A 25,022-nucleotide genomic window follows, 5' to 3' on the forward strand; every position below is an offset into this window, starting at 1 on the left:
GAGTCTAGGCCGCGGCATAGGCGGCCAGGAACGTACGGACGGCGATCGCGGCCTGCTCCGCCACATCGACCGGATCCCCGCCGGCGCCGTGGAACATCGCCCGATTCACGGGGATCCACAGCACCAGTGCCGCGAAGTGCTGGGCAGCCATCGCCGAATCGTCCATACGGAGGAGGCCGGCGTCCGACAGTCGCGCGAACGAGTCGGCGAGCGTCAAGAGGACCCGCTCGAAGCCTTCCTCGTACCAGGAGGCGCTCACGTCGGGGAACTGTTCGGCGTTGGCGATGACGAGTCGACGGAGAGCGATCGTGCCGGGTTGAACGACCGCGCCGAGGAGCTGTTCGGCGAGGACCTGGAGCTTCGGCTCCAGGTCGTCGGCATCGGCCGAGATGTCTGCGACGAGCGAGACGATCCCGTCGACCCGGTCCGTGGTCGACAGGACGACCTCAGCGAACAGACGTTCCTTGTCCGCGAAGTGCTTGTAGACGGTCTGCTTCGACACGGCCGCGACCCGAGCGATCTCGTCCATGCTCGTTCCCGCGTAGCCCTTCGCGACGAAGGTTGCCGTCGCGGCGTCGATGATCGCGCGGTGCTTCCGCTCGGTACGGGACAGGTCGACGGTGTCCATGGCTCGGGTTTCCTCTCGGGGCAGGTACTGGACAGTCTAGTTCACAACTGAGTACTGTACCGTCTAGTTTGCAGAACGGAACCGTCCAGTACTAGGAGAACCCATGACCCTCACAGAAGCCGCGACCGAGACCACAGCGAGCTCCCGCCTCATGCTCCGGTGCGGGGCGGCAGCCGGGGTCGTCTTCGTCGCCTCGAGCCTGATCCAAGCCCTGACTCGCCACGGATTCGACTTCACGCGCAATGCCTTCAGCCAGCTGAGTCTCGGCGGACCCGGATGGATCCAGGTCACGACGTTCCTGCTCACTGGAGCGCTCGCGATCGCCGGCGCGTTCGGGATGCGATCAGCGCTGGTTCCCGGCCGAGGCGCGCGGTGGGCTCCGATCCTCGTCGGCGTGTTCGGGCTGTCGTTCGTCGTCAGCGGACTCTTCAAGGCCGACCCGGGCGAAGGTTTCCCGACCGGCGCGCCCGATGCGATGACCGTCACCACCGAGGGAGTCGTGCACCTGACCTCCGCGAGCGTCGGCTTCATCGCCCTCTGCGTCGCGTTGGGCGTCCTCGCCTCGCGGTTCCGTCAGGACGGCGAGAGCGGCTGGGCCGCCGTCTGCGTGGTGATCCTCGTCGTCGTCCTGGGTGGTTCGTCAGCGTCGTCCACGAGCGTGCTCGCGTTCACGATCGGCGGCTCCACCGGACTCCTGGGGCTGACCGCGGTCCTTCTCCACCTCAGCTCGCGCGCCGCCGGAGGATCAGCAGCGCGTTGATCGCCACGATGGCCACCGCCGCGACGACAGCGGTCACGACCAACGCTCCAGACGTGTCGCGTACGGCGACGATCACCCCGACCAGCGCCCACACCAGTGCGGCGGCGTACGCCCAGGACCCGCCGATCAGGACGCTGAAGCCGACCGCGACCAGGGCCGTCACCGCCAGCGCCCACACCTGCCAGCCCGGGTCCGCACCATCGACGTCGCCATCGGCCACCAGCGCCGTACAGACGTTGAGGGAACCGGCGGCCGTCACCCAACCGGCGTACAGCCCGGTCGTCACGCGCGCCAGCGGTGAGAGCCATCGCGGCTGGTCGGCGTCAGGCCCGGGGAAGACGGCGACGTGCGCGGCGTCGATGGCGATGACGACCATCACGAGCAGCACGGCGGCCGTCCCCCACGACCACTCCAGCGCGGCCGCGACGATCCAGACCGCCGCACCGACGTACAGCAGGACGAGATCGCCCAGCAGCCGGTCCGACGCCCGGGTCCCGGTCGACCTCGTGACGATCACGGCGATGCCGTACGCGATCGTCAGCAGGTAGACGACGCTCCAGATCGAGAACGTGTAGCCGGCTGGCGTGATCAGCAGGTCCTCGCCCTGGCTGCTCGCCGGAGCACCGAGACTCCAGATCGCCTGGACGGCCGGCACCACCACCTGCAGGACGGCGGCCGCGAGGGCAGCCCAAGCCAGGGCAGGCGAGGGTCGGGTCGGGGCGGTCGTGGCCGTCGGAGTCGTCATCCCTCGCCACGCTACCGGCGGACAGGCGTGGGCACAGACCGCGAGAAGGCTTGCTCGGACGCTGTCATCCGTGGTGACATGACCGCCATGTCGACGCGCGTCATCACCCCGAACGACGCGCTGGTCGTCGCGCGCGCCTGGTTCCTCGAAGGGCGGACCGTCGACATGCTCGCGCTGGCGGACGAGCTCGCCATCGGTCGCGCGACGCTGTACCGCGTCGTCGGGAGCAGGGAGCGGCTCCTCGGAGACGTGGTCGCGTCGCTCGCGTTGCCGACGATGGCGGCGTCGCTCGCACGCGCCCGCGACGATGGCCTCGCCCCGGGGGTCGACCGGCTCGTCGGTGCCGCGCGCATCATGAACCACGCCGTGATGGGGTTCGCACCGCTGCGCGCGTTCCTGACCGCCGAGCCCGAGATCGCATTCAAGGTGCTCTTCATGCCCGCGGCACAGGTTCACCTCCGCATCGTCGAGGCCTGGCAGCAGGTCCTCGCGGCCGCGGTCGCCCGCGGAGACCTGGCCCCCGACGCCGATCCCGAGCGCCTCGCGTACCTCTTCGTCAGGATCGGCGAGTCGATGATCTACGCGGACCTGCTCGCCGGCCGCGAGCCCGACCTCGACCTCGCGGCCACGCTTCAGCGCTCCCTGCTGGCGCCCGCGCCCGTGTGACTCAGTCGAGCACCGACCAGAAGCCGCAGTGGCTCGCCTCGGCGACGTCCTCGACCGCGATCCCGCCGTTGCTCGCGAGATCGAACGCCAGGACGTCGCCCGGCCCCTCGTACGCCGGCCACCGCGGGAGGCCACGTCCGTGCGGGCGACCGGTCGCGGCGAAGCTCGTCCAGTACGCGACCATCGCGTCCGACAGCCGCTCCTGCTCTGCTGTGAGCCCGTCGCCGAACAGTCCCGGGAAGAGGAACGGCAGCTCGGTCGCGTGCGCGGCGCCATCCTGGCCCGCGAGCAGCGGGATCAACGGGTCGGCCGTACGGTCCTGGAACTGGTACGCGAACACCCGCGCGCCGCGGCGAGCAGTCGCGAGGTCGTACGCGCTCACGTGCGTGCACGTCGAGAGCGGAGACCCGTAGTCGCTGAACACGGTGGACAGCGCGACGATCGGTGACGGGTACGCAGCGACCGGGTAGCGCTGGAGGACGCCGGCGGCCATGGGTCCGAAGGTGGCGCCGATCGCGCCGGTGTACTGCGCGGCGGACAGTGACGTCCCGTACTGGAGCGGGATGAACAGCCGGTTCTCGTCGAGCGTGTTGCCGTGGACGAGGTCGACCCGGTTGGCGGTCCCGTCGGCGATGGCCTCCGCAGGCTGGTGCGGGAGCACGTCGTCACCGACGACCGGGGCGCCGCCCGGCCACGCACGCAGCAGCGTCTCGACGTCGACCTCGCGCAGGCAGGCGGCGACGTCCGAGGAGTCGTCACAACCGACTGCGCCCGCGACACGCTCGCCCGTCTCCTCGGCAGCCTCCCTGGTCGCGAAGTCGCTCGCGCACGAGTAGCTCTGCGCGATCGCACGTCGGAACAACCCCCGCGCGCGCGGCGAGGCGACGTTGGCGCACACGGAGGCGCTGCCCGCGGACTCGCCGAAAACCGTGACGTTGTGCGGGTTGCCGCCGAAGGCCGCGGCGTTGCGCTGCACCCACCGCAGGGCCGCCTGCTGGTCGAGCAGCGCAGCGTTCGACGAGCCGAGGGCCGGGTGGGCGAGGAACCCGAGAGGCCCGAGCCGGTAGTTGATCGTCACCACCACGACGTCGCCCTGCGTCGCGAGCCTCGAGGCGTCGTAGCTGCCGCCGGTGCCGGTGAGGAACGACCCTCCGTGGATCCACACCATCACCGGCAGTCCGGCACGCCGCGCGGAGCGGCCCGCCGGTGTCGTGACGTTGAGGTAGAGGCAGTCCTCGTCGACGGTCGTCGTGTTGCCGGTGCCGTTCGTGAGCTGCGCGCACTGCTGCCGCGGCGCGCTCGCATCGAGGACGCCGCGCCACGGAGTGACCGGACGAGGGGCGCGGAAGCGCAGCTCGCCGGTCGGTGGCGCGGCGTACGGGATGCCCTCGAAGGTCCGGAGGCCGGGTTCGACGGTGCCACGCACGGCGCCGGAGGCCGTCCGCACCACGGTGTCGTCGTGCCGGGAACGATCCATGCCTTCGGCCGGTGACGCGAGCGACGCGGCGACGACGCCGGCCGCCAGCGCACCCGCGAGCAGGGCAGGGCGAAGAAGAGTGCGACGTCGGTGGGAAAGCTGCACAGAGGGGCTCCTTGGATCGGGAGGTGAAGCGATCACACCTCGGCCGCGGTGCGACGCTAGGGCGTCGCCGATGCGGCGCGCCAGGTTCGGCGAGGAACGTGAGATCGCGTCCCACGCGCATCACCACGTCACCCGGCCGACCGCGCACGGATGCGGGACACTGCGAACGTGCTCCACCTGCGCCTCGTCGTCCCGGCGAGCCTGACCGACGCCGTCGAGGATCTGCTGCTCGCCGACGACGCCGTGAGCAGCGTCGTCGTCCTCCGGGGCGTCGCTCTGAAGCCGACCGGCGACCTGGTCCACGCCGACGTCGCTCGTGAGGCGGCGAACGAGGTGGTGCAGGCGCTCCGCGCACTCGGCGTGCACCGGCAGGGGACCCTCCACATCGACCCGGTCCAGACATGGCTCTCACAGGCTGCGTTCGATGCCGAGCAGAAGGCACCGGGGAGCAGTGCCGACTCGATCGTGTGGGCCGGTGTCGCTCAGCAGGCGTACGAGGACACCGAGGCGAACTGGACCTTCATGTCGTTCATGGTGCTCGCCACCGTGCTCGCGTCGATCGCGCTGGCGATCGACTCGCTGGTCCTCGTCATCGGCGCGATGATCCTCGGTCCCGAGTTCGGTGCCGTGATCGCCCTGGGCGTGGCCCTGGTCCGCAAGCGGTACCACCTCCTGCGACGAGCGGTCCGGACCCTCGCGCTGGGGTTCGGCGGCGCGATCCTGGTCACCACCCTGCTCGCCCTCGCGGCACGCGCCCTGGGATGGATCACCCCTGCGATGCTGTCGGCTCCGCACCCGCAGACGGCGTTCGTCTCGGCTCCCGACCAGTGGTCCTTCGTCGTCGCCGTGATCGCCGCGTCCGCCGGAGTCCTCTCGGTGACGTCCTCGCGCGTCGGGGGTCTGTCCGGCGTCTTCATCTCGGTGACGACGATCCCTGCCGCCGGCGACATCGCGATCGGCCTCGCGTTCGGCCAGTGGAGCGACGTGCGGGGAAGCGGCCTGCAGCTGCTCGCGAACCTCACCGGCATGGCGCTCGCCGGCTGGTTGACGCTCCTGCTCCAGCAGACGCTGTGGTCCAGGATCTCGCGACAGCGCGCACGCCTGCTGGGGCGTCTCGCGCGCTAGCGGCGGATCGTCTTCGTCGCGCGGGACGTCCGCGTCACGGTCGTGTAGCCCGACTTGCGCCCCGTCACCTTCACCACGATCTTCTTGCCGCGATCCTTCTTGGTGAGGCGGTACTTGAGGCCGGTGGCGCCCTTGATGGCCTTGCCGTTGCGGTACCAGCGCTGCGTGAGGCGGGTGCCGGCGGTCCACGTGCCCCGCTTCACGGTGAGCTTCCTGCCCACGCGCGGCTTGCCGCTGATCTTCGGCGTGCTCGACGCCAGCCGGCCGGCCAGCACGGTCGTCGCGTTGCTCGTCGCCGTGCGCGCGACGTGACCGGCCTTGGTCGCCGTCACCCGGACCGAGATGCGCTTGCCGACGTCGGCTGCCGTCAGGGCGTACGCGCTGCGGGTGGCGCCCGCGATCGATGCTCCGTTGCGCAGCCACCGGAACGTCCTCGTGACGCCCGTCGGGGTCCAGCGGTCGGAGGTCACCGACACCGTCGCGGGATACCTCAGGGACGTCGTGATCCGTGGAGCCGCGGTGAGCCCGATCCGCGGCAGGTCGCAGGTGTAGACCTCGATGTCGTCGAGGTACCAGCCCCACATGGCCGCGTAGGCGTCACCGCGGACGGTGAACGACGGGCGTACGGACTTGCCGGCGAACGACGACAAGTCGAGACGGCTCGCGACCCACCCGCCGCTGTCGCCGGCGAACGCTGTCATGCCTGCGTACGCGTTCGGGAAGCCGTCACCCTGGACCAGGACCTGCTTCGGTCCGTTCAGCCACGGAAGGCTCGCGGTGCCGACCTTCGTCGCGCCGACCGGCGTCATCTCGACCGTGCCGCCGTCGAAGTAGTCCGGGAGGTCGTCGTCGTCGTGATCGGAGTCCGGGTACCACTCGAAGATCCGCCACTGCTGGAAGTGGACATACGTGCGTTGCCCGGCGGGGATGGCGATCGCGTTCTTCGTCGTCAACGACGAGCTGTCCGGCTCGCCCTGGTTCGGAGCTGGGTCGGAGCCGAACCACGAGTCCTTCCCAGACGTCGCGTTGCTCGGGATCGCTCCCTGCGGGGCTCGCTTCCAGTGCGCACCCGCCGTGAACGTGTCCTCGGCGATGCCTTGCTCGCTGTCGAGGAGGGTGCGCTTGGTCGTCCCGACCGGACAGCTGTCGGGGGCGTCGGCGTACGGGGTGGTGTCGCCGGGCGCGGTCGCGAGCTCGGTCGCGGCGACCGCCTCCTGCACCTGGGTGCAGTGAGCGCTCGTCATCCCGGCGGTCCCGGACAGCGCCAGGTCCTTGCAGGTCTGCACGAGGACACGACCGAGATCGGCGTAGTCGCTGCCGGACGTCAGCGCCTGCAGCGTCGCGACGTACAAGGTCGCCGAGCGGGTCAGCGTCGGATCGCCGAGGTCCAGGCCTGTGATCGTACGACCGTTGAACGGGCCGCCCTGCGAGATCAGGTAGTACGTCTTGTTGCCGACGCCGCTGTTGGTGTGGACTCCGCCGCGGTCGCCGTACGGGAGCGCGACGTCCTCGTTCCACTCAGGGGCCGTCATCCTGTCCGGGTCACCGAACATGGTCGGGTCGGCCATGCTGCGCACGGGCGAGAGATCCTCGCCGAGCTCCCACTCCGGCTCGGCGCCCTCCGAGTCGTCGCGCCGGTCGACGATCTCGCCCATCACGTCGGCCATCGACTCGTTGATCGCGCCGGACTGGCCCCAGTAGAAGAGGTTCGCGGTCTTCTCGATCACGCCGTGCGTGAGCTCGTGCGCCACGACGTCGTCAGCCTGGGCGAAGCCGTCCCCGAGAACGATGCGCTCACCGTTCCAGGACGCGTTCGCGTAGGGGCAGGAGCTATCGGTGGCGCAGAAGCGCACGGTGGCGGCGAGCGTCTTGGGGTACCCGCTGCCCCCGGGGCCCACCCCGATGAGTGCCGTGAGGTCGATATCACCGACCTCCGCATAGAAGTCGGCAGTGGCCCCGAGGACGTCGTACGCGGTGTCGACGTCAGGGCGGTCCATCGGGGCGTCGCCCTCGTCGCGGATCGGCGACGCGCAGTCCTTGGGGTCGTCGAGGGGGACGTTCTCGGCGTCGCAGACGGTCCTGTGGAGGTGGGCGACCTGGTCGACGTCGGCGAGGATCCGGCCAGTGCCGGCATCGACGAGGATCATCCGGCGCAGTGCTGCGCCGTCGCTCGCCTCGAACCACCACGCCGTGCTCACGCCCGGCACCGAGGTGAGCCCGGAGACCGCGGGGTCGACCAGCCACTGGCCCTGGTTGTCGAGATCAAAGTCGCCCGTCGTGGTCTTCTCGACGGCGGCGCGCGCGGTCGCCTCGGCGTCGGCCCTGGGCACCGTCACTGCAGGCGGCTCGGTCACCGTCGACGCCGTCGACAGCATCGAGCCGAGCTGCCGGTCAGGTCTCAGCGACACCACGACCTCGCCGCCGAGGACCGGGACCCCGTCCACCTTCTGCTGGTATCGGACGACGTCCTGTCCAGCGGCGCTGTGCTTCTGGTCCTTGCGGGTGAGCGACGACTCGCCGCCCTCCGCGACACCGAACGCGGCGCCGTACCTGGTGAGGTGCCGGCGGGCTGCCGTGCTCGCGCTGTCGAAGCGGTCGACCTTCGGGTTGTCGACCCGACCGTCCTCCGCGCCCGCGAAGGCGAGCAGGCCGTTCTCGCTCGATGCCGTGGTCAGCGCCGTCGTCGCCTCGGACCGGAGCAGGGCCTCGGCCGCGGCTTCGGGATCGGCCGGATCGGCTGCCTGGGCTGTCGCGGTGAGTCCCGAGGCGGCCAGCGCCGCGCCCAGCGCGAGCGCGGCGGCGGCGCGGCCTGGGAGTCGTGACACCATCGGTCTCCTCGAACGACAGGCAACCCGAGCGGCCCGTCACAGCAAACAATGCTTCGACGGTACCCGGCGGTTGCCCGCCTGACGAGCGTTTGGCAGACCTAGTTCGGTGGTCCCCAGATGGGCAGGAATCGAGAAGTAGGCACCCCAGGACGCCCGTAGCGTGGTCGGCATGTGCACCGACTTCTCGCTGAAGGCGGCCGCGGGGACCCCACCGGCCGTCAGCGCCACCGCCCAGGAACGACTCGACGACCTCGTACGGCTGCGCCGGGAGCGAGACCGGCTGGCTCGCGAGGGAGCGCTCCCACGCGTCGCGGAGCCCGCGGAGACAGCCGGGTAGCTCAGTCGAGGCAGAACTCGTTGCCCTCGGGGTCGGCCATCACGATGTGACCGGCGTCCATCGGAGGCGCCGGGTCGAAGCGCCTCACCCGGCTCGCCCCCAGCGCGACGAGCCGGTCGCACTCGGCCTCCAGCGCCGACATCCGGTCGTCGCCCTCAAGCCCGGGAGCCGCCCGGACGTCCAGGTGCACGCGGTTCTTGGCGACCTTGTCCTCCGGCACCTGCTGGAAGAACAGGCGTGGGCCCTCACCCTCGGGATCCTCGATGGCCGAGCGCGAGTTGCGGGCCTCCTCGGGGACGCCGATGCCCGCGAGGAAGTCGTCCCACGCCGCGAGCGGATCGGCGCCCTCGGGAACGTCGACCCCGGGCGGGCCGGGGTGGACGTAACCGAGGACGTCGCGCCAGAAGGACGAGAGGGCGCGCGGATCGTGGGCGTCGAACGTGATCTGCAGTTCTCTGCTCATGCCGTCACTCTGGCACGTCGCGCCGACAACCGGTCCTCAGCTCACGGCACGCTTGACGAGGTCCTCGACCCGCTGCGCGTCGGCGTCGGTCAGCTCGGTCAGTGCGTACGAGGTGGGCCACATGCTCCCCTCGTCGATCTTCGCCGAGGCCTCGAAGCCGAGCGTCGCGTACCGGTCACCGAACTTGTCGGCGGCCTTGAAGAAGCAGACGACCTTGCCGTCCTTGTCGGCGTACGCGGGCATGCCGTACCAGGTCTTGGCGTCGAGGTCCGGCGCGACGCGGGTGACGATGGCGTGGATGCGCTCGGCCATCACCCGGTCGGAGTCCGGCATCTCCTCGATCTTGGCGAGCAGCGCCTTGAGGTTGTCGGCCTTCTTCGCCCCGCCGCGTCCGCTCGCCTTGAGCTCCTCGGCGCGCTCCTTCATCGCAGCGCGCTCCTCGTCGGTGAAGCCGGGGCCCGAGGTCGTCTTGGTGCTGGCCTTCTTGGTGGTTGCCATGGTCGTCACTCCTGGATGTCGGTGGAACCCTCGGTCCCGGGTCGTCGTGAGAACCACGATGCCGCAGCCGCTCTGGCGGGGCTTCTCGATTCGTGATCGATCGGCCGACCAGTCCGCGGGCCGGGTCAGCCGGCTTGCAGCGACCCCAGGTAGAGGTCGACTGCTCGGTGCGCTCGGGCGCGCGCTGTCGGGCGATCGAGGAGCAACGCGTCCACGAGCAGCGGCGAGACGATCGCCGCGACGACGTCGTCCACCCGCTGGCGTGGAAGGTCGGCACCCCCGAGCGCGCGACGGAACGGCGCCACCAGGTCGTCGACGTAGCGCTGGCGCAGCTCCACCGCTGCGGGGTCCGTCGCGGCCATCGTCACCAGGGCCTGGAGGAACGCACCCACTGGCTTGTCCCTCAGGCGGTTGCAGAGGGCGTCGACCTCGGCGTGGGCGTCCTTCACCGGGTCACCACTGAGGGCTCGCCGCGCGGTCGGGGCCACGTCGATGAGCGCCGCGAGGACGTCCGTCGGTGTCGCCCAGTGCCGGTAGATCGTGGAGCGGGAGACGCCCGTCGCCTGGTGGAGGCGCTGCGGGGTCAGGGCCGCGCCACCCTCCACGAGGAGCAGCTCCAGCGCAGCCGTCAGCACTACGACGGCGGTGTCGGCGGAAGGGCCGACGGGTCGTCCGACTCGAGTCACGAATTAACAGTACATCTTGCACTGGGCTTGCGTCTGGGTTACCGTCTCGCTCAGGAAATAACCGATACAACCTGTATCGCCAAGTTTGAGGAGGTCGATGTGCGAGCGCATGTCGAGATGATTCACGAGGACGACTACGTCTGGCACCCGGCCGAGCTGCCGGGCGGACAGGGCGAGGTGCTGGAGCAGCGCTTCTCCGTCGACGAGGAGGACGGCTCGTCCTCGCTCATGCTGTCGTTCACGACGGACTGGAGCCGCGGTGCCGGCGTCCCCCACGCCGACACGGAGTTCTTCGTCGTCGAGGGCTCGATGGAGTACGACGGCCAGACGATGGGCACGTGGGAGTACATCCACGTCCCGAAGGGCGTGCCGATGGCCGAGCTGAAGGTCGCCGCCGGCAGCCGCCTGCTCCACTGGCGCGAGTACGGCCCGAGCACCTTCGACCTCGGCGGAGAGCGCACCGCCCCCGCCAGCGACGAGGTGACGATCACCAACCCCGCGGACCTCGAGTGGGCGTCGACGATCGACCGCACCCCCGGGCCGATGGCCCCGCTCTACATCAAGATGCTGCACCACAACAAGGAGACGGACTTCTACACCCGCCTCATCAAGGCACCCAAGGGCTGGGAGGAGCCGCGCCTCCCGCACCACCCCGTCTTCGAGGAGTTCTTCACCCTCGAGGGCCGCACCGCCTCGGTCCACGGCGACTCCACCGCCGGCACGTACGCGTTCCGCCCGGCGTGGATCAAGCACGGCCACTACGAGACGCTCGAGGACACCATCTGGATCCTCCGGTGCGACGGCGTCCTCGTGAACCTGTACTCGACCGACACCTGGATCGACTGGGGCGGCACGGCCGAGAACTACGACCCGGAGACCCAGTCGCCGATCCCGTCGACGCTCCCGGTCCGTTCACGCAAGACCGGCCCGTGGGACCCGAAGCTCGCCTGAGCACCTCGGCAGAGTCCGGCGGCGCACCGAGGTGCGCCGTCGGGCCGCTAGGCGCGCGCCATCATCGTCCAGCCGGTCCAGCCGCGCTCCTCGAGCAGCTGGAGGAGCCGCGGTGCGCACGGGAAGGACTCGAGGAACGCGGAGTCGAGCAGAGCGATGAGGTCGTCGTCGAGCGGTTGCTCGTACTCCTCGACACCGGCTTCCTCCGCCCTCTCCACCTCGCCCTCGATGAACGCGACGATCCGGTCGACGATCTCGGCGAGCCGCGGATCGTCGGGTCGTGCGTCGACCACCTCACCGAGGTCCCGGTACAGCACCTGCAACGACCCCACGTCCAGCTGCTGCCGCTTCATGGCCATGAGGTCCGGCACCACGTCGGGCGCCTGGGCGGCGATGAGGATCCAGCTGTCCCGCTCGACCTCGATCAGCCGATCGGAGAACCCCAGCTCCCGCATCCGGGTGAAGTAGTCCACCGCCTCGGGGGGGAGCGCGAGACTGTCCCCGGCCGCGAGCTGGGCGATCCGTTGACGGTGGCGCTGCAGCTCGCGGATGTCGGTGCGGAGGCGGCGGTCGATGACCTCGACCGCCGCCTCGAACTCCTCGGGACCAGCTGCGAGGAGGTCGCTCACCTTCGACAGCGGGACCCCGGCATCGGCCAGCGTCCTGATCCGGATCAGCTCGACGACGGCCCGGGCGTCGTACCGCCGGTAGCCGGAGCGGTCGCGCTCCGGCTCCGGCAGCAGCCCCTTCGCGTGGTAGTGCCGGACTGCGCGAACCGTCACCCCGGCGTGCGACGCCAGCTGGCTGATCGTGAGCATCAGGCCTTCTTCTTCACGTCCTGGTCGAGGGCGACCTGGTTCAACGCGACCTGGTTCAACGACGTACGCCACTTCGCCAGGTAGCCGTCGTACGGCTTCGCGCCCTGCAGGCGATCGTCGCAGAAGGCGGCCACGTCCTCCCCCGTCACCTCGAGGACACCCAAGCCATCGGCCGCTCCGGCCTCGAACGTCGCGAGCACGTCGTCGAGGATAGCGACGATGTCGGACCCGTCCCCCGACGTGAACCGCCACATGTAGCGCTTGATCTCGTCGTACACGACCCGGTAGTCGCGCGGCAGTTCGCCAGCACGCGCCTCCATGCGCTTCCACTGCTTCTTGTCACCGATGATCTTGTTCAGGATGTTGGTCATCTGTCTTCTCCTTCGAGGGTGGTCAGGCGAACTTGCGGCGGTAGGTGGCCATCGCGAGGGCGTACGCGGCGACGAGGATGCCGACGCACCAGGCGAGCGCGATCCACACGTCGTTGCCGACGGGCTGCTGCGCGAACAGGTCGCGGATCGTGTTGACGATGGACGTCACGGGCTGGTTCTCGGCGAACCACCGCACCGGGCCCGGCATGTTGTCGGTGGGCACGAACGCCGAGCTGATGAACGGCAGGAAGATGAGCGGGTACGAGAACGCGCTCGCACCGTCCAGCGTCTTCGCCGTCAGGCCGGGGATCACGGCGAGCCAAGTCAGGCCCAGCGTGAAGAGGATCAGGAGACCCGCGACCGCGAGCCACGCCAGCACCCCTGCCCCGGTGCGGAACCCCATGAGGAGCGCGACGCCGACGACGACCACCAGCGAGACGAGGTTGGCGACCAGTGATGTCAGCACGTGCGCCCACAGCATCGACGAGCGCGCGATCGGCATGGACTGGAAGCGTTCGAAGATCCCGCCCTGCAGGTCGGTGAAGAGCCGGTACGCGGTGTAGGCGACGCCCGACGCGATCGTGATGAGCAGGATGCCGGGCAGCAGGTAGTCCACGTACGAGTCCGATCCCGGACCGGTGTCGATGGCACCGCCGAACACGTAGACGAAGAGAAGCATCATGGCGACCGGTGTGATGACGGTCGTGATGATGGTGTCGGGGCTGCGCCTGATGTGGCTCAGCGACCGTCCGGTGAGCGTGGCGGTGTCCGTGGCGAAGTTAGGCATCGTTGTCTCCTGAGGTGTCTGCGCCGACGACCGCGAAGAACACGTCTTCGAGGGTGGGCTGCTTCTCGACGTACTCGACCTTGGCGGGCGGGAGGAGCTGCTTGAGCTCGGCGAGCGTGCCGTTCACGATGATCCGTCCCTGGTGGAGGATCGCGATCCTGTCGGCGAGCTGTTCGGCCTCGTCGAGGTACTGGGTGGTGAGCAGGACGGTCGTCCCCTGGCCGGCGAGCTCCTTCACGGCGTCCCACACCTCGATGCGCGCCTGCGGGTCGAGCCCGGTGGTCGGCTCGTCGAGGAAGATGACCGGCGGATCCCCGATCAGGCTCATCGCGATGTCGAGGCGTCGGCGCATGCCGCCGGAGTACGTCGCCACCTTCCGCCCGCCGGCGTCGCTCAGCGAGAAGCGGGCGAGCAGGTCGTCGGCGATGGCTCCCGGGTTCGCGAGGTGGCGCAGCTTCGCGACCAGCACGAGGTTCTCGCGGCCGCTCAGGATCTCGTCGACGGCCGCGAACTGTCCGGTGAGGCTGAAGGACTCGCGCACCTGCGCGGCTTCCGAGACGACGTCGAATCCGTTGACGGTGGCCGTGCCCCCGTCGGCTTTGATCAGCGTGGACAGGATCCGCACGACCGTGGTCTTTCCGGCGCCGTTCGAGCCGAGCAGAGCAAAGATGCTCCCCTGCGCCACGACGAGGTCGACGCCCCGCAGCACCGGTTGTTCGCCGTAGGACTTCGTGAGTCCGGCTATCTGGATGGCTTGCGTTGTTGTCATGACTCAAGGTTGCGGCCCTGACGCAGGGTCAAGGTCAAGCATCAATTTCGGAGAGGTCGGCCGTGCCCGGCGCGAGGTGCGTGCACGCGCAAGCTGTCGCATCGTTGACGGGTGACCGAGCTCTCCGAACCGTTCCCCCGTACGGCGCGCGACGGGCTCGGCCGGCTCGTGCTGCGTCGCCACGCCGACGTCGTCGCGGCAGCGCACGACCCAGCCACCTTCTCCAGCGCTGTCTCCCGGTACCTCCAGGTGCCGAACGGCCTCGACGGCGCGGAGCACGCAGCGTTCCGGCGCCTGCTCGATCCGTTCTTCGCCCCGGAGCGGATGTCCGCCCTCGCCCCCGCGTTGGAACGCACCGCGCACGGCGTCGTGGCCGCTCTCGGCGTGGGGACGTTCGACGCGGTGTCCGTCCTCGGCGCGCGGTTCGCGGTCCGCGCGCAGTCCGTGTGGCTCGGATGGCCGACGGACCTCGAGGACGAGCTGCTCGCCTGGGTGGAGGACAACCGTGCGGCGAGCCGGAGCGGTGACGTCGCCCGTACGACGAAGGTGGCTGAGCGCTTCGACGCGATCATCCGGTCGTTGCTCGCGGCACGCCGTGACGACGGCGTACCGGTGGACGTGACGACGGAGCTGATGGGCCTGAAGACCGAGGACGGGCGCGGGCTCACCGACGCGGAGCTCGTCTCGATCCTGCGCAACTGGACCGGCGGCGACCTGTCATCGCTCGCGCTGTGCACGGGCGTCGTCGTGCACTGGCTCGCGACGCACCCGGCGCACCAACCGGCGCTCGCTGTCGCCGACGACGAGAGCCTCGACGCCGCGATCGTGGAGATGCTCCGACTCGACGACCCGTTCGTGTCGAACCGCCGGATCGCCACGTCCGACACGACGGCGGGTGGTTGTCCGGTCGCTGCCGGGGACCGGCTCGTCCTCGACTGGCGCGCGGCGAACCGTGACCCCGACGCGTTCGCCGACGCCGACTCGTACGACCCGGACGGGCACGCCGCGGCGAACCTCGTCTACGGGACCGGCCCGCACGTCTGTCCCGGGCGACCACTCGCGACGCTCGAGCTCCGCATCCTCGTGCGCACGCTGCTCGCCGCGGGGCGCGTCACGCTCGACGACAGCCACCGTCCCGTCCGTGAGGAGGCGCCCGCAGCGGGGTTCCGTTCGGTGTCCGTGACGTTGGCCTGAGCCGTGCACCCGCGTCCGTCACTGCCCGACGCGGCCGTCCACACACTCCCGTAGGAGGTCGGCGTGCCCGCAGTGCCGCGCATACTCCTCGACCCGATGCACCCACAGCTCTCGGACCGCGATGCGGTCCTTGCCGAGCCGCTCTCCCAGGTCCTCGTACGGCGCCAGCGCCGCGTCGGTCGCCGCCTGCTCGCGCGCAAGGTCGGCGTACGCCGCAGCCACCAGGTCCGGGTCAGCGTCGGCTCCGTCGAAGTCGGCGTCGTGCTCGCCGTACAGTCTCGGCTCCGGCGGGCCGAACCAGCCCCGCCAGTCGCGCTCGACCTCGGCGAGATGGCGGAGCAGACCGAGCAGCGACATCGTCGACGGCGGCACCGAGCGCCGGGCGAGCTGCTCGGCGTCGAGGCCGTCGCACTTCATCGTGAGCGTCAGCCGGTAGCCCTGCAGATAGTCCTGGAGCGTCGCGAGCTCGCCCTCCACCTCACCCGCGCTCTCGCGCGGGTCGTCGGCGGGATCGACCCACATGTCGGTGTACTCGGTGGCCTGGGTCCATCGCCTCGCTGGGTCGCTCATTCCGCCCATGCTTGTCGCAGGGCTCCCGGCGGGCAAGTGATATCCGGGGCACCGAGGCCACCCGCTGGCCGTGCTCCTCAGGCTTCGGGGATCTCGCGCCCGAAGCTCGCGAGAGTGATGTCCTCCGGCTCGGGCCCACCCCGTACGCCGGTGTCGAGGCCATCGATCGCCGCGAGCTGGTCGTCGGTGAGCGTGAAGTCGAAGACGTCGATGTTCTCGGCGATGCGCGACGGGGTGACGGACTTCGGGATGACCTGGCGGCCCTGCTGGAGGTGCCAGCGCAGTATTACCTGGGCCGGCGTCTTCTGGTGGGCCGTTGCGATCTCGTTGATGACCGGGTCCTCGAGCGTCGAGCCCTTCGAGCCATCGCGGTAGAAGGTGATCCCGCCGATGGGCGACCACGCCTGGTTGACGATCCCGCGCTCGCGGTCGTACGCCAGGAGCTCGGGCTGCCGGAAGTACGGGTGCACCTCGATCTGGTTGACCGCGGGGACGATCTCGGTCTCGTCGAGGAGCCGGTCGAGGTGTCGCGGCATGAAGTTGCTGACCCCGATCGCGCGGACCGAGCCGTCCGCGAGCAGACGCTCGAGGGCGCGGTAGGCGGCGATCGTCCGGTCGAACGCGCTGGGCAGAGCCTGGTGCAGGATCAGGAGGTCGATCTGCTCGATCCCGAGCTTCCCGGCGCTCTTCTCGAAGGCGTGCAGCGTGTCGTCGTACCCGTAGTCGGTGATCCAGACCTTGGTCTCCACGAACACGTCGTCGCGGGCGAGGCTCGACCGCCTCAGCGCTTCGCCGACCTCACGCTCGTTCATGTAGGCCGCGGCGGTGTCGATGTGGCGGTAGCCGGCGTCGAGCGCGGTCTCGACCGCCGTGATCGTCTCGTCGGGTCGGGTCTGGAAGACGCCGTAGCCGAGCGCCGGCATCGTGACGCCGTTGTTGAGAGTGAGGGTTTCCATGGATCGCTCCGATCAGTGGTGGGGTTTCATTCAGGTCAGGCCGACCCGCGACAACCAGGCGTCGACATCTGGACCCGCGTCCGCGACTTCCTCCCCGCGAACGGCAAGTCCTTCACCGAGAGTCGCGCCCCGGCAGGCGGCTGCGTACTCGTCTTCACTGGTCCCCAGCCCACTCATGGCGTGGGTGGTGACGGGATGGACGGGACGGTCGGTGAAGTCGAGCGACTCGACGAAAGTACGCATGATGCGTGGCGGTCGGACGTTCCAGATCGGGCTCGCCAGCACGACGGTGTCGTACGCCTCGATGCTCTGCAAGGGTTTCACGATTCCCGGTCGAGCGTCGACGGCCTGCTCGCGGGTGTTCCGCGTGACGGTCTCGTCGTAGTCGTCCGAGTACGGCTCGACGGCTTCGATCCGGTAGACGTCGCAGCCGATCCGGTCACGGATCATGCCGGCGAGGACCTCGGTGTTGCCGACCGCGAGGTCGATCCTGTCGCCGTAGTAGTAGTTCTCGCCCGGGCGCGAGAAGTACGCCAGAAGCACGCGGGGGCGGGCCACCGACGCGTCCGACGTGCTCTCGGTGGCCGGGCGGGCTCGGTCAGGCGCATCAGTCGACCTCTCGGAGCGGGAGCAGCCGCTCGCGGAGGCGAGCAGCACGCCGGCCGCGGTGCCGAGAAGCGATCCCAGCAGCGCACGCCGTGTCGTCGTGCTCGTGAGCGTGGCCCGCGCGTGCGTCATGAGACCTCCGTGGTTCGGTGCTGCGCAGGGCCGATGACGGTCAGGACGACCAGCAGGCAGGCGACCAGCAGTCCGGTGCCCCAGGTGAGGGCGGTCGACACCTGCGCCGTCAGGTCGATGGCGTCGGCGGACGCGGTGACCAGGACCGCGAGCCCGAGAGCCATGCCGAGCTGGTGGAACGTGTTGACCAGGCCGCTGGCGGCACCGGCGTCGTCGGCGCGGACGCCGATGATCCCGAAGCTGGTCAACGGGGCGAACGCCAGGCCCTGGCCGGCACCCACGAGGACCATCGGAAGCGCCACCCCGGTCAGGTAGGTGCTGCCCGGACCCACCTGGGAGAGCCAGCCCATCCCCACCAGCGTGAGGACGACGCCGGCAACGAGCACGTGCGCCTCGCCGTACCGCCGAGCGATGCGCGGCAGTGCCGTCGCGACGGCGAAGTTGACCACGGTCATCGGGAGAAATCCCAAGCCCGCCTGGAACGCGTCGAATCCGAGCGCTCCCTGCATGAGCTGCGTGGTGAAGAAGAAGAAGCCCATCATGGCCCCGAGGTAGAGCGCACGGGCGACGTACGCGCCGCTGCGACGCCGGTCGCCGAACAGGCGCAGCGGCATGATCGGCTCGGCCACGCGCCGCTCGTGCCAGACGAGGAACCCGAGCAGCAGGACAGCAGCCACGAGCGCACCGGTCACGAGCGGGTCGGTCCAGCCACGCTCGGCGGACTCGAGGATCCCCAGCACCAGGGCGCCGACGCCGAGCGTGGCGGCAGCAGCACCCGCGACGTCGAAGCGGCCCGGACGGGGGGACGACGGCGGGAGGAACCGCGGCGCGAGGACCGCCATCGCGATCCCGAGGGGGACGTTGATGAAGAACCCGGCACGCCACGAGACCCACTCGGCCGCGGCTCCGCCCACGAGCATCCCCACGCTGGCGCCGATGCCGGCGGTGGCGGCGTACCAGGCGACTGCACGGGAGCGCTGCTCTCCCTCACCGAAGCTCGCCGTCAGCAGCGACAGCGAAGCCGGCGCCACGACGGCGGCCCCGACACCTTGGAGCGCGCGGGCGCCGATCAGCCATCCGCCAGTCGGTGCGATCCCGACAAGGAAGGACGCGAGGACGAAGACCAGCAGTCCGCCGACGAACACCCGGCGCCGGCCCAGCAGGTCGCCGAGCCGGGCGCCGAGAAGCAGCAGCCCACCGAAGACGAGCGTGTACGCGTCCTGGACCCACGACAGGGCGGCGGCGTCCATGTCGAGCCCGGCGGCGATGCTCGGCAGCCCGGTGAAGATCACCGAGTTGTCGAGCAGGATCAGGAAGTAGCTGACCAGCACGATCGTGAGGACGGCGCGCGGGTGCGCCGGCCCGTCGGCCGCGGTCCGCGCTACCTGAGGGCGGTCGACGGTGTCGACGCGACTCACGGGGTGACCATCACCTTCAGTGCCTCGCGGGCGTCCATGGCGGCGTACCCCGCCGGCGTGTCGTCGAGGGAGACCGTGCGGTCGAACACCCTGCCCGGATCGACCGTGCCGTCGAGGACGGCGGGGAGGAGCTGCTCGATGTAGGCACGCACCGGGGCGGGGCCGCCGGTGAGAGTGACGTTGGGACCGAAGAGGCTGCCGAAACCGACCGGAGCGTCCTCGTACTGCGGGACGCCGACCCGGCTGATGACCCCACCCGGACGCACGACGCCCACCGCCTGGTCGTACGCGGGCATATGACCGACGGCCTCGAGGACGACCTGGCTGCCGCCACCGGTGAGGTCGCGGACGGCGGCGATCCCCTCGTCACCCCGCTCGGCGACGACGTCGGTCGCGCCGAGCTCGACGCCGAGCCGGGTGCGTACGTCGTGCCGTCCCATCAGGACGATCCGCTCGGCACCGAGCTGCTTGGCCGAGAGCACCGCGAGCAGGCCGACCGCGCCGTCACCGATCACGGTGACGGACGTGCCGGCACTCACGCCGCCCTTCACCGCCGCGTGCCAGCCGGTGCCGTACACGTCGGAGAGCGTCAGCAGCGATCCGAGCAGGGCGTCGTCGGTGTCCTCCGTGACACCGGGGACCTTCACCAGGGTGCCGTCGGCGAGCGGGACGCGGACCGCCTCCGCCTGACCACCGGCGGCGCCGATGCTCGGGTCGTTCCAGAAGCCGCCGTTCACGCACGAGGTCTGGAGTCCCGCGCGGCAGAACTCGCAGACTCCGCAGGAGATCGCGAAGGGCGCGATGACGAAGTCGCCCGGGCGCAGGGTGCGGACGTCTGCGCCGACCGCCTCGACGACGCCGATGAACTCGTGGCCCATCGTCGAGCCGGCGTCCGTGGGCGGCATGGAGTGGTACGGGTGCAGGTCGGAGCCGCAGACGCAGGACCGGGTGACTCGCACGAGGGCGTCGGTCGGCAGCTGGATCGTGGGATCTGGGGCATCGAGGACGCGGACGTCGCCGGCGCCGAACATGAAGGTGGCTCGCATGACTTCCATTCGACCCGGCCTCAGCGCGCAGCGGGAGTGCCGGTCGTTCCGGGTAACCGCAGTACCCCCCACTCCACCGGCTCCCGACCTACCGTGGAGGAATGCCACCGATGGACCTCCGTGCCGAGATCCGTGAGTTCCTCAGCTCACGGCGCGCGCGGATCACCCCCGAGCAGGCCGGGCTGCCCGCGTACGGCGGCAACCGCCGCGTGAAGGGCCTGCGGCGCGAAGAGGTCGCGATGCTGGCCGGCGTCTCGGTCGACTACTACGTCCGTATGGAACGCGGCAGCCTCGCCGGCGCGTCCGAGGGTGTCCTCGACGCGCTCGCCATCGCGCTCCAGCTCGACGACGCAGAGCGTGACCACCTGTACGACCTCGCACGCGAGTCGGGCAGCAGCCCCCGGCGGCGCCGCGCGAAGCAGGGCACCGTACGCCCTGCGATCCAGCAGGTCGTCGACGCGATCGGCGACGCGCCCGCGTGGGTGCGCAACGGTCGCCACGACATCCTCGCGATGAACCCGCTCGCTCGTGCGCTGTACGCGCCGGTCCTGGCCGACCCCCGCCGCCCCGCGAACACGACCCGCTTCATCTACCTCCACCCCGAGGCGGCACGCGAGCTGTTCGTGGACTACGACGCGGTCGCCCGCGACGCGGCGGCGATGCTCCGGCTCGAAGCGGGCCGCAACCCGCACGACAAGGCACTGATCGCGCTCGTCGGGGAGCTATCGACCTGCAGCGAGCTGTTCCGGCAGCGCTGGGCCTCGCAGGACGTCCGCTACCACCGCAGCGGCCGCAAGCGTCTGCGACACCCGGTCGTCGGGCAGCTCGACCTCGACTTCGAAGACCTCGAGTTCCCGTCCGAGCCGGGTCTGCACCTCAATGTCTACACCGCACCCGCGGGAAGCCCGACCTCCGACGCGCTCAAGCTCCTCGCCTCGTGGGTCGCGACGCAGGCAGCCACCGAGGCGACCTCCGCGAAGGACTCCTAGAACCGATGCCGGACCTCGAGAGCCTCGGCCCCGACCTCGGACCGTTCTTCCACGGCACGAAGGCGGACCTGCGGCCGGGTGAGCTCCTGGCGCCCGGGTACGCGTCCAACTTCGGCAGGCGCGCGACGGCGAGCTTCCTCTACCTGACCGCGACCTTGGACGCGGCGACCTGGGGCGCCGAGCTGGCGGTGGGCGACGCACCCGGCAGGATCTACGAGGTCGAACCCACGGGCCCGTTCGAGGACGACCCGAACCTGACGGACCAGCGGTTCCCAGGCAACCCGACACGGTCCTACCGCACCCGGCACGCGCTGCGTGTCGTCGGCGAGATCGAGCGCTGGGAGCCACATCCGCCCGAGGTGCTCCAACACATGCGCGACCACCTCGACGAGCTCGAACGGCAAGGCATCGAGGCCATCGAGGACTAGCCCGTCATACGCCTCGATCAGGGCCGACGGCTCGCCAGGACGCAGAACTCGTTGCCCTCAGGGTCCGCGAGGACGACCCAGCTGACGTCGCCTTGACCGACGTCGACGTATCGGGCACCGAGGTCGAGCAGGCGCCGGACCTCGTCGTCCTGCTCCCGGTCTGTGGGGTTGACATCGATGTGGAGCCTGTTCTTGACGTGCTTGCCCTCGGGAACACGCGCAAAGGTCAACGTCGGTGGCACCGGACCACGACGGTCCTTGCCCTCAGGCACCAGCGGGGAGCCGATGGTGACCACCTCGTGCTCGTCGCCCTGCACCTCGTAGTCGAGGACCGCGCACCAGAACCGGGCAAGCGCGTGGGGCTCGGCACAGTCGATCTCGAGCTCGGTGAACTTGCTGGCCACGTCGGAACCTCCCCCGGCAGGGTGACTCGGACACGACTCGGACGCAAGTGCTCCCCGCACCAAAAGGCGTGGCCCCGGCCGACGGTCCGGAGGGAAGATGGGTGAGTCCCCGCCGCCACCAGTGAAGAGGCGATCCAGCATGGACGACGATCACTCGACGCAGGCGTCGGTCCGCTACGTCGTCGACGACGTGCAGGCCGCGACCGACTTCTACGCGGACCATCTTGGCTTCTCCGTCGGCTTCGCCCGCCCGCCTGCGTTCGCCGAGGTGACGCGCGGTGCGCTCCGCCTGCTGCTGTCAGGGCCGACGAGCTCCGGCGCCCGCGCCACACCGCCGGACCTGGACGTCCCCGGGCGCAACCGCATCCATCTCGTCGTCGACGACCTCGACGCGGAGATCGCGCGGGTGGAAGGCGAAGGACTGACCTTCCTCGGTGATGTCGTCGAGGGGCCTGGCGGTCGACAACGACTGATCACCGATCCGGCCGGCAACCTCGTCGAGCTGTTCGAAGCGTCGAAAGCCGACCGCAGCTGACCGGGCTGAGCTCGGTGTGAAGGGGTAGGCATGGCGGTGATCGAGGACGTCCGGCCGTTGGGAGGCGAGCTGGAGCGCTCGTACGAGGTGTACGTGCGCGGCAGGCTGAAGTTCCGGGTGAAGCAGATCGTCTATGTGGCGTTCTCGCTCGACGAGACCGTGATGGAGTTCGCGTTCCCGAAGGAGGAGCGGGCAGCGCTCGTCGCCGCCGAGCCGCACAGGTTCCAGATGCCTGCCGAGTCGGACCTGCGCTTCAACTGGGTCCGCGCAGAGCTGGCCGCACTCGACCGGACCGAGGCCCGCGAGCTTGTCGTCGACGCGTGGCGCATGGTCGTTCCCAAGAAGCTGTCCCATGCGTACGACCTTGCGCACCCCGGCGGTCCGGGCTGAGTCGCCGGGCGGGCGCCGCCGTCACGACCCGTCGTACGCCGCCTGCAGCGCCGCGACGTCGATCTTGCCCATCTGGAGCATCGCCTCCATCACCCGCCGGTTCGCCGCGGTGCTGTAGTCCCCGGACAGCTCCTCCAGCTGCCGCGGGATGACCTGCCAGGAGACGCCGAACTTGTCCTTGCACCAGCCGCACGGCGCGGGCTGACCGCCGTCCGCGGTGAGAAGGTCCCAGTAGTGGTCGACCTCGTCCTGGCCGTCGACGAGGAGGTAGAACGAGAAGGCCTCGTCCAGAGTGAAGTCGGGTCCGGCGTTGAGGCCGGTCACCTCGTGGCCGGCGACGACGAACTCCACCACGAAGGGCTCGCCCTCCTCGACCCCGCCAACCCCTCCCGGTGCCGGGACCACCCTGCGGACTTCCGAGCCCGGGATGTTCTCGGCGTAGAACTGCGCCGCCTCGGCGGCCTGGTTGTTGCCGAACCACAGATGTGTGCGCACCGATGGCATCGTTGCCTCCTCGTCGATGGTCTTCGTGACAGGTAGTACGACCACCACGTGCCACAAGACTCATCGGTGGCTGAGCAGCTCCCACAGGTCACCCACCGGCCCGAGATGACCGAGCTTGTCCGGGTTGAGCACGTTGCGCAGCGCGACGATGCGTCCGTCGGCGACATCGATCGAGAGCACGCCGACCAGAGCACCATCACCTGCTCGCGTCAGGAGGGCCGGCTGACCGTTGGCGTCGGAGATCTCGAGGAGTACGCCGAACTTCTCGCCCGCCCGCATCAACCCGAGGAGGAAGCGGGCGACGGCGACGACGCCGACCATCGGCTTCTGGATGGCCGGTGCACGTCCGCCACCGTCACCGACGAAGACGACGTCGGTGGCCAGGAGCCGCTCAAGCCCGTTGAGGTCGGCCGCGGCTAGCGCCGCCACCAGCTCCCTGGCCAGCTGGTCGGCCTCCTCACGAGAGGGGCCCGACTGCAGCTGCGCGTCGCTGATCCGCCGCTTCGCGCGCGCCAGGATCTGACGGCAGTTGGCCTCGCTCTTGTCGACCACGGCAGCGATGTCCGCATACGAGTAGCCGATCACCTCGCGCAGCACGAACACCGCGCGTTCGGTCGGGCTCAGCGCCTCGAGCACGACGAGGAAGGCGGTGGTGACGGTCTCGTCCTGGTCGAGGCGGTGGGCCGGGTCGGCGTCCTGAGTGGCGACGATCGGCTCCGGAAGCCACGGTCCGACGTACTGCTCGCGCCGTACCCTGGCCGACCGGAGCGTGTCGATCGCGATCCGCGTGGTGACGGTCGTGGCGTAGGCGTCGAGGTTGTCGATCCGGCCGGATCCGCTGTCGCCGTCGGTGCTCCGATCGTGGCGGTGCATCTTCAAGAACGCCTCCTGCACGACGTCCTCAGCCTCCGCGACGCTTCCGAGCATCCGGTAGGCGATCGAGAACATCAGCGGACGGAGGTCGTCGTGCGCTGACGCGAGATCCAGCATGCAGGTCGCCCCCCGATCTGGCCGGCCGATGTGGTGATCACCGGAGCACACACTGCAAGGGATGCCGCATGACGTCAACCCAGATAGCCAGGCGCGCGGTCCCAGGCCGTACGGCACCGTCGCGTCCAGCGCCGAGCGCCGTTGCTAAGGTGCGAGTCCTCCAGACAGCATCCGGTCAGTGATCGGGCTTCGAGCGGGTTGCCTTGCTCAGGATGATGAGGTGTGTTGATGCGAGGTCGCGCGGCCCTCACGGGTCTGGCATTGACGCTGCTGCTGCTCGCGGGCTGCGGCGACGACGACGCCGATGCCGATGCTCCGACCCGGAAGTCTTCCTCGTCGCCGTCGACTCCGACGTCGCAGGCGCCGGCACAGCCGACGGTCACGCCGGCTGCAGGGCCGGTGATCGGCGACGACGTCCTCCAGCTCAATCTCGTGGAGGGCATCGACTGGCGCCTGGTCGGCGCCGACGCCGCGACGAAGCGGATCGACGCCGGGGTCGTTTCCGTCGTCATCGGGTCGCTGCTGGACGCGAACGTCGTCGACCCCGACCACAACTACTACGCCGACGGCGTGGAGGAGACCTATCGCACCGACGGGTACCGGACGCAGCGACTGGGAAACCGTGACGTCGCCGGTGTGGAGTCGTGGGTCGTCGAGGCGCGCAGGGGCGAGGAGCGCGCGTACACCGTGGGCGGCAGCCGGGCCGGCTACGCATGGGACATCACGTTCGTCGTGCCGGTGAACCTGGCCGAGGCCGACGACTCCATCGACTCGATGCTCGCCAGCGTCGCCTGGAAGGTCTGAGCCCCGCTCGTCGGTTCGGTGCGCGACCCGCTCCGCTCGCCG

Annotated in this window: 30 protein-coding genes; 11 read left to right on the forward strand and 19 right to left on the reverse strand. The window is 70.0% G+C overall.

The features are described 5' to 3' along the window. Nucleotides 1-4 precede the first annotated feature (4 nt). On the reverse strand, nt 5-628 hold the full coding sequence (locus tag GH747_RS02365; protein WP_149767893.1) for a TetR/AcrR family transcriptional regulator: 624 nt from the start codon (nt 626-628) through the stop codon (nt 5-7). A 103-nt stretch (nt 629-731) separates the two neighbouring features. Between GH747_RS02365 and GH747_RS02370 the strand changes: the two genes are divergently transcribed. After that, complete coding sequence (locus GH747_RS02370; protein ID WP_149767895.1) at nt 732-1,388, forward strand: DUF998 domain-containing protein; 657 nt, start codon at nt 732-734, stop codon at nt 1,386-1,388. Here the strand turns inward: GH747_RS02370 and GH747_RS02375 are convergent. Beyond that, a complete protein-coding gene (locus GH747_RS02375; RefSeq protein WP_149767897.1) occupies nt 1,351-2,133 on the reverse strand; it encodes an MFS transporter in 783 nt (260 codons plus the stop codon). The genes GH747_RS02370 and GH747_RS02375 overlap by 38 nt on opposite strands. Before the next feature lie 78 nt (nt 2,134-2,211). On the opposite strand from GH747_RS02375, the gene GH747_RS02380 reads away from it, so the two are divergent. Continuing rightward, nucleotides 2,212-2,799, forward strand: coding sequence for a QsdR family transcriptional regulator (locus GH747_RS02380; protein WP_149767899.1), 588 nt, complete (start codon nt 2,212-2,214; stop codon nt 2,797-2,799). A gap of 1 nt (nt 2,800) precedes the next feature. On the opposite strand, the gene GH747_RS02385 is transcribed toward GH747_RS02380, so the two are convergent. Then, the gene (locus GH747_RS02385; protein WP_149767901.1) at nt 2,801-4,381 is read right to left on the reverse strand and encodes a carboxylesterase/lipase family protein; all 1,581 of its coding nucleotides are present in this window, start codon (nt 4,379-4,381) and stop codon (nt 2,801-2,803) included. 168 nt (nt 4,382-4,549) lie between these two features. Here GH747_RS02385 and GH747_RS02390 point away from each other — a divergent pair, with 168 nt between their 5' ends. Next, entirely contained in the window at nt 4,550-5,506 is a 957-nt protein-coding gene (locus GH747_RS02390) for a DUF389 domain-containing protein (RefSeq protein ID WP_149767903.1), read from the forward strand. Here the strand turns inward: GH747_RS02390 and GH747_RS02395 are convergent. Next, on the reverse strand, nt 5,503-8,334 hold the full coding sequence (locus tag GH747_RS02395) for a M4 family metallopeptidase (protein WP_149767905.1): 2,832 nt from the start codon (nt 8,332-8,334) through the stop codon (nt 5,503-5,505). The two genes, GH747_RS02390 and GH747_RS02395, sit on opposite strands and share 4 nt — an antisense overlap. Nucleotides 8,335-8,503: 169 nt before the next feature. Here GH747_RS02395 and GH747_RS02400 point away from each other — a divergent pair, with 169 nt between their 5' ends. Next, complete coding sequence (locus GH747_RS02400) at nt 8,504-8,671, forward strand: hypothetical protein (RefSeq protein ID WP_153816610.1); 168 nt, start codon at nt 8,504-8,506, stop codon at nt 8,669-8,671. A gap of 1 nt (nt 8,672) precedes the next feature. Here GH747_RS02400 and GH747_RS02405 read toward each other — a convergent pair whose 3' ends face one another. The 3 genes from GH747_RS02405 to GH747_RS02415 all read right to left on the reverse strand — a co-directional run bounded on the left by GH747_RS02405 (nt 8,673) and on the right by GH747_RS02415 (nt 10,318). Next, nucleotides 8,673-9,134, reverse strand: a complete 462-nt coding sequence (locus GH747_RS02405) for a VOC family protein (RefSeq protein ID WP_149767907.1) — start codon at nt 9,132-9,134, stop codon at nt 8,673-8,675. 36 nt (nt 9,135-9,170) lie between these two features. Further along, on the reverse strand, nt 9,171-9,632 hold the full coding sequence (locus GH747_RS02410; protein ID WP_149767909.1) for an iron chaperone: 462 nt from the start codon (nt 9,630-9,632) through the stop codon (nt 9,171-9,173). 125 nt (nt 9,633-9,757) lie between these two features. Continuing rightward, nucleotides 9,758-10,318, reverse strand: coding sequence for a TetR/AcrR family transcriptional regulator (locus GH747_RS02415; RefSeq protein WP_149767911.1), 561 nt, complete (start codon nt 10,316-10,318; stop codon nt 9,758-9,760). 99 nt (nt 10,319-10,417) lie between these two features. Between GH747_RS02415 and GH747_RS02420 the strand changes: the two genes are divergently transcribed. Continuing rightward, nucleotides 10,418-11,269, forward strand: a complete 852-nt coding sequence (locus tag GH747_RS02420; protein ID WP_149767913.1) for a DUF4437 domain-containing protein — start codon at nt 10,418-10,420, stop codon at nt 11,267-11,269. A 47-nt stretch (nt 11,270-11,316) separates the two neighbouring features. Here GH747_RS02420 and GH747_RS02425 read toward each other — a convergent pair whose 3' ends face one another. The 4 genes from GH747_RS02425 to GH747_RS02440 are packed head-to-tail and all read right to left on the reverse strand — an operon-like array spanning nt 11,317 to nt 14,014. Next, nucleotides 11,317-12,087: a MerR family transcriptional regulator gene (locus tag GH747_RS02425; RefSeq protein WP_149767915.1), complete on the reverse strand. Its 771-nt coding sequence runs from the start codon at nt 12,085-12,087 to the stop codon at nt 11,317-11,319. After that, nucleotides 12,087-12,458, reverse strand: coding sequence for a DUF1048 domain-containing protein (locus GH747_RS02430; RefSeq protein WP_149767917.1), 372 nt, complete (start codon nt 12,456-12,458; stop codon nt 12,087-12,089). The genes GH747_RS02425 and GH747_RS02430 overlap by 1 nt, the downstream gene beginning before the upstream one ends. Before the next feature lie 22 nt (nt 12,459-12,480). After that, on the reverse strand, nt 12,481-13,245 hold the full coding sequence (locus GH747_RS02435) for an ABC transporter permease (protein ID WP_149767919.1): 765 nt from the start codon (nt 13,243-13,245) through the stop codon (nt 12,481-12,483). Beyond that, complete coding sequence (locus tag GH747_RS02440) at nt 13,238-14,014, reverse strand: ABC transporter ATP-binding protein (RefSeq protein ID WP_149767921.1); 777 nt, start codon at nt 14,012-14,014, stop codon at nt 13,238-13,240. The genes GH747_RS02435 and GH747_RS02440 overlap by 8 nt, the downstream gene beginning before the upstream one ends. Before the next feature lie 111 nt (nt 14,015-14,125). Here GH747_RS02440 and GH747_RS02445 point away from each other — a divergent pair, with 111 nt between their 5' ends. Further along, entirely contained in the window at nt 14,126-15,208 is a 1,083-nt protein-coding gene (locus tag GH747_RS02445; protein WP_149767923.1) for a cytochrome P450, read from the forward strand. Between the two features lie 18 nt (nt 15,209-15,226). Here GH747_RS02445 and GH747_RS02450 read toward each other — a convergent pair whose 3' ends face one another. From GH747_RS02450 to GH747_RS02470, 5 genes are all read right to left on the reverse strand, one after another. Continuing rightward, nucleotides 15,227-15,778, reverse strand: a complete 552-nt coding sequence (locus GH747_RS02450) for a mycothiol transferase (RefSeq protein WP_149767925.1) — start codon at nt 15,776-15,778, stop codon at nt 15,227-15,229. Between the two features lie 77 nt (nt 15,779-15,855). Continuing rightward, entirely contained in the window at nt 15,856-16,734 is an 879-nt protein-coding gene (locus GH747_RS02455; RefSeq protein ID WP_149767927.1) for an aldo/keto reductase, read from the reverse strand. A 30-nt stretch (nt 16,735-16,764) separates the two neighbouring features. After that, entirely contained in the window at nt 16,765-17,472 is a 708-nt protein-coding gene (locus GH747_RS02460) for a flavodoxin (protein ID WP_149767929.1), read from the reverse strand. After that, the gene (locus GH747_RS02465) at nt 17,469-18,890 is read right to left on the reverse strand and encodes an MFS transporter (protein WP_149767930.1); all 1,422 of its coding nucleotides are present in this window, start codon (nt 18,888-18,890) and stop codon (nt 17,469-17,471) included. The genes GH747_RS02460 and GH747_RS02465 overlap by 4 nt, the downstream gene beginning before the upstream one ends. Continuing rightward, nucleotides 18,887-19,936 (reverse strand): alcohol dehydrogenase catalytic domain-containing protein, encoded by a 1,050-nt coding sequence (locus GH747_RS02470; RefSeq protein WP_149767932.1) that lies wholly within the window; start codon nt 19,934-19,936, stop codon nt 18,887-18,889. The genes GH747_RS02465 and GH747_RS02470 overlap by 4 nt, the downstream gene beginning before the upstream one ends. Before the next feature lie 101 nt (nt 19,937-20,037). Here GH747_RS02470 and GH747_RS02475 point away from each other — a divergent pair, with 101 nt between their 5' ends. Then, complete coding sequence (locus GH747_RS02475) at nt 20,038-20,925, forward strand: helix-turn-helix transcriptional regulator (protein ID WP_149767934.1); 888 nt, start codon at nt 20,038-20,040, stop codon at nt 20,923-20,925. A gap of 5 nt (nt 20,926-20,930) precedes the next feature. Further along, on the forward strand, nt 20,931-21,353 hold the full coding sequence (gene arr / locus GH747_RS02480) for an NAD(+)--rifampin ADP-ribosyltransferase (RefSeq protein WP_149767936.1): 423 nt from the start codon (nt 20,931-20,933) through the stop codon (nt 21,351-21,353). A 17-nt stretch (nt 21,354-21,370) separates the two neighbouring features. On the opposite strand, the gene GH747_RS02485 is transcribed toward arr, so the two are convergent. Beyond that, nucleotides 21,371-21,757 carry a VOC family protein gene (locus GH747_RS02485; protein WP_149767938.1) on the reverse strand — a complete coding sequence of 129 codons (387 nt, stop codon included), beginning with the start codon at nt 21,755-21,757 and terminating at the stop codon, nt 21,371-21,373. 139 nt (nt 21,758-21,896) lie between these two features. On the opposite strand from GH747_RS02485, the gene GH747_RS02490 reads away from it, so the two are divergent. Both GH747_RS02490 and GH747_RS02495 read left to right on the forward strand, forming a co-directional pair. Further along, nucleotides 21,897-22,292, forward strand: coding sequence for a VOC family protein (locus GH747_RS02490; protein ID WP_149767939.1), 396 nt, complete (start codon nt 21,897-21,899; stop codon nt 22,290-22,292). Between the two features lie 30 nt (nt 22,293-22,322). Next, nucleotides 22,323-22,682 (forward strand): MmcQ/YjbR family DNA-binding protein, encoded by a 360-nt coding sequence (locus tag GH747_RS02495; protein WP_149767941.1) that lies wholly within the window; start codon nt 22,323-22,325, stop codon nt 22,680-22,682. 21 nt (nt 22,683-22,703) lie between these two features. Here GH747_RS02495 and GH747_RS02500 read toward each other — a convergent pair whose 3' ends face one another. Next, nucleotides 22,704-23,177 (reverse strand): VOC family protein, encoded by a 474-nt coding sequence (locus GH747_RS02500; RefSeq protein WP_205602728.1) that lies wholly within the window; start codon nt 23,175-23,177, stop codon nt 22,704-22,706. A gap of 69 nt (nt 23,178-23,246) precedes the next feature. Next, nucleotides 23,247-24,176, reverse strand: a complete 930-nt coding sequence (sigJ, locus tag GH747_RS02505; protein WP_149767945.1) for an RNA polymerase sigma factor SigJ — start codon at nt 24,174-24,176, stop codon at nt 23,247-23,249. 228 nt (nt 24,177-24,404) lie between these two features. On the opposite strand from sigJ, the gene GH747_RS02510 reads away from it, so the two are divergent. Then, the gene (locus GH747_RS02510; RefSeq protein WP_149767947.1) at nt 24,405-24,980 is read left to right on the forward strand and encodes a hypothetical protein; all 576 of its coding nucleotides are present in this window, start codon (nt 24,405-24,407) and stop codon (nt 24,978-24,980) included. Nucleotides 24,981-25,022 lie beyond the last annotated feature (42 nt).

It is taken from the genome of Mumia xiangluensis (assembly GCF_010994095.1).
Classification (GTDB): Bacteria; Actinomycetota; Actinomycetes; order Propionibacteriales; family Nocardioidaceae; genus Mumia; species Mumia xiangluensis.

Excerpts from the sequence above, each read along its gene's own strand:
- sigJ (WP_149767945.1), bottom strand. The coding sequence starts at position 24,176 with ATGCTGGATCTCGCGTCAGCGCACGACGACCTCCGTCCGCTGATGTTC.
- GH747_RS02490 (WP_149767939.1), top strand. The coding sequence starts at position 21,897 with ATGGACGACGATCACTCGACGCAGGCGTCGGTCCGCTACGTCGTCGAC.
- GH747_RS02410 (WP_149767909.1), bottom strand. The coding sequence starts at position 9,632 with ATGGCAACCACCAAGAAGGCCAGCACCAAGACGACCTCGGGCCCCGGC.
- GH747_RS02495 (WP_149767941.1), top strand. The coding sequence starts at position 22,323 with ATGGCGGTGATCGAGGACGTCCGGCCGTTGGGAGGCGAGCTGGAGCGC.
- GH747_RS02370 (WP_149767895.1), top strand. The coding sequence starts at position 732 with ATGACCCTCACAGAAGCCGCGACCGAGACCACAGCGAGCTCCCGCCTC.
- GH747_RS02405 (WP_149767907.1), bottom strand. The coding sequence starts at position 9,134 with ATGAGCAGAGAACTGCAGATCACGTTCGACGCCCACGATCCGCGCGCC.
- arr (WP_149767936.1), top strand. The coding sequence starts at position 20,931 with ATGCCGGACCTCGAGAGCCTCGGCCCCGACCTCGGACCGTTCTTCCAC.
- GH747_RS02470 (WP_149767932.1), bottom strand. The coding sequence starts at position 19,936 with ATGCGAGCCACCTTCATGTTCGGCGCCGGCGACGTCCGCGTCCTCGAT.
- GH747_RS02395 (WP_149767905.1), bottom strand. The coding sequence starts at position 8,334 with ATGGTGTCACGACTCCCAGGCCGCGCCGCCGCCGCGCTCGCGCTGGGC.
- GH747_RS02460 (WP_149767929.1), bottom strand. The coding sequence starts at position 17,472 with ATGACGCACGCGCGGGCCACGCTCACGAGCACGACGACACGGCGTGCG.
- GH747_RS02450 (WP_149767925.1), bottom strand. The coding sequence starts at position 15,778 with ATGAGCGACCCAGCGAGGCGATGGACCCAGGCCACCGAGTACACCGAC.
- GH747_RS02365 (WP_149767893.1), bottom strand. The coding sequence starts at position 628 with ATGGACACCGTCGACCTGTCCCGTACCGAGCGGAAGCACCGCGCGATC.
- GH747_RS02510 (WP_149767947.1), top strand. The coding sequence starts at position 24,405 with ATGCGAGGTCGCGCGGCCCTCACGGGTCTGGCATTGACGCTGCTGCTG.
- GH747_RS02400 (WP_153816610.1), top strand. The coding sequence starts at position 8,504 with ATGTGCACCGACTTCTCGCTGAAGGCGGCCGCGGGGACCCCACCGGCC.
- GH747_RS02375 (WP_149767897.1), bottom strand. The coding sequence starts at position 2,133 with ATGACGACTCCGACGGCCACGACCGCCCCGACCCGACCCTCGCCTGCC.
- GH747_RS02380 (WP_149767899.1), top strand. The coding sequence starts at position 2,212 with ATGACCGCCATGTCGACGCGCGTCATCACCCCGAACGACGCGCTGGTC.
- GH747_RS02435 (WP_149767919.1), bottom strand. The coding sequence starts at position 13,245 with ATGCCTAACTTCGCCACGGACACCGCCACGCTCACCGGACGGTCGCTG.
- GH747_RS02430 (WP_149767917.1), bottom strand. The coding sequence starts at position 12,458 with ATGACCAACATCCTGAACAAGATCATCGGTGACAAGAAGCAGTGGAAG.
- GH747_RS02475 (WP_149767934.1), top strand. The coding sequence starts at position 20,038 with ATGCCACCGATGGACCTCCGTGCCGAGATCCGTGAGTTCCTCAGCTCA.
- GH747_RS02440 (WP_149767921.1), bottom strand. The coding sequence starts at position 14,014 with ATGACAACAACGCAAGCCATCCAGATAGCCGGACTCACGAAGTCCTAC.
- GH747_RS02425 (WP_149767915.1), bottom strand. The coding sequence starts at position 12,087 with ATGCTCACGATCAGCCAGCTGGCGTCGCACGCCGGGGTGACGGTTCGC.
- GH747_RS02455 (WP_149767927.1), bottom strand. The coding sequence starts at position 16,734 with ATGGAAACCCTCACTCTCAACAACGGCGTCACGATGCCGGCGCTCGGC.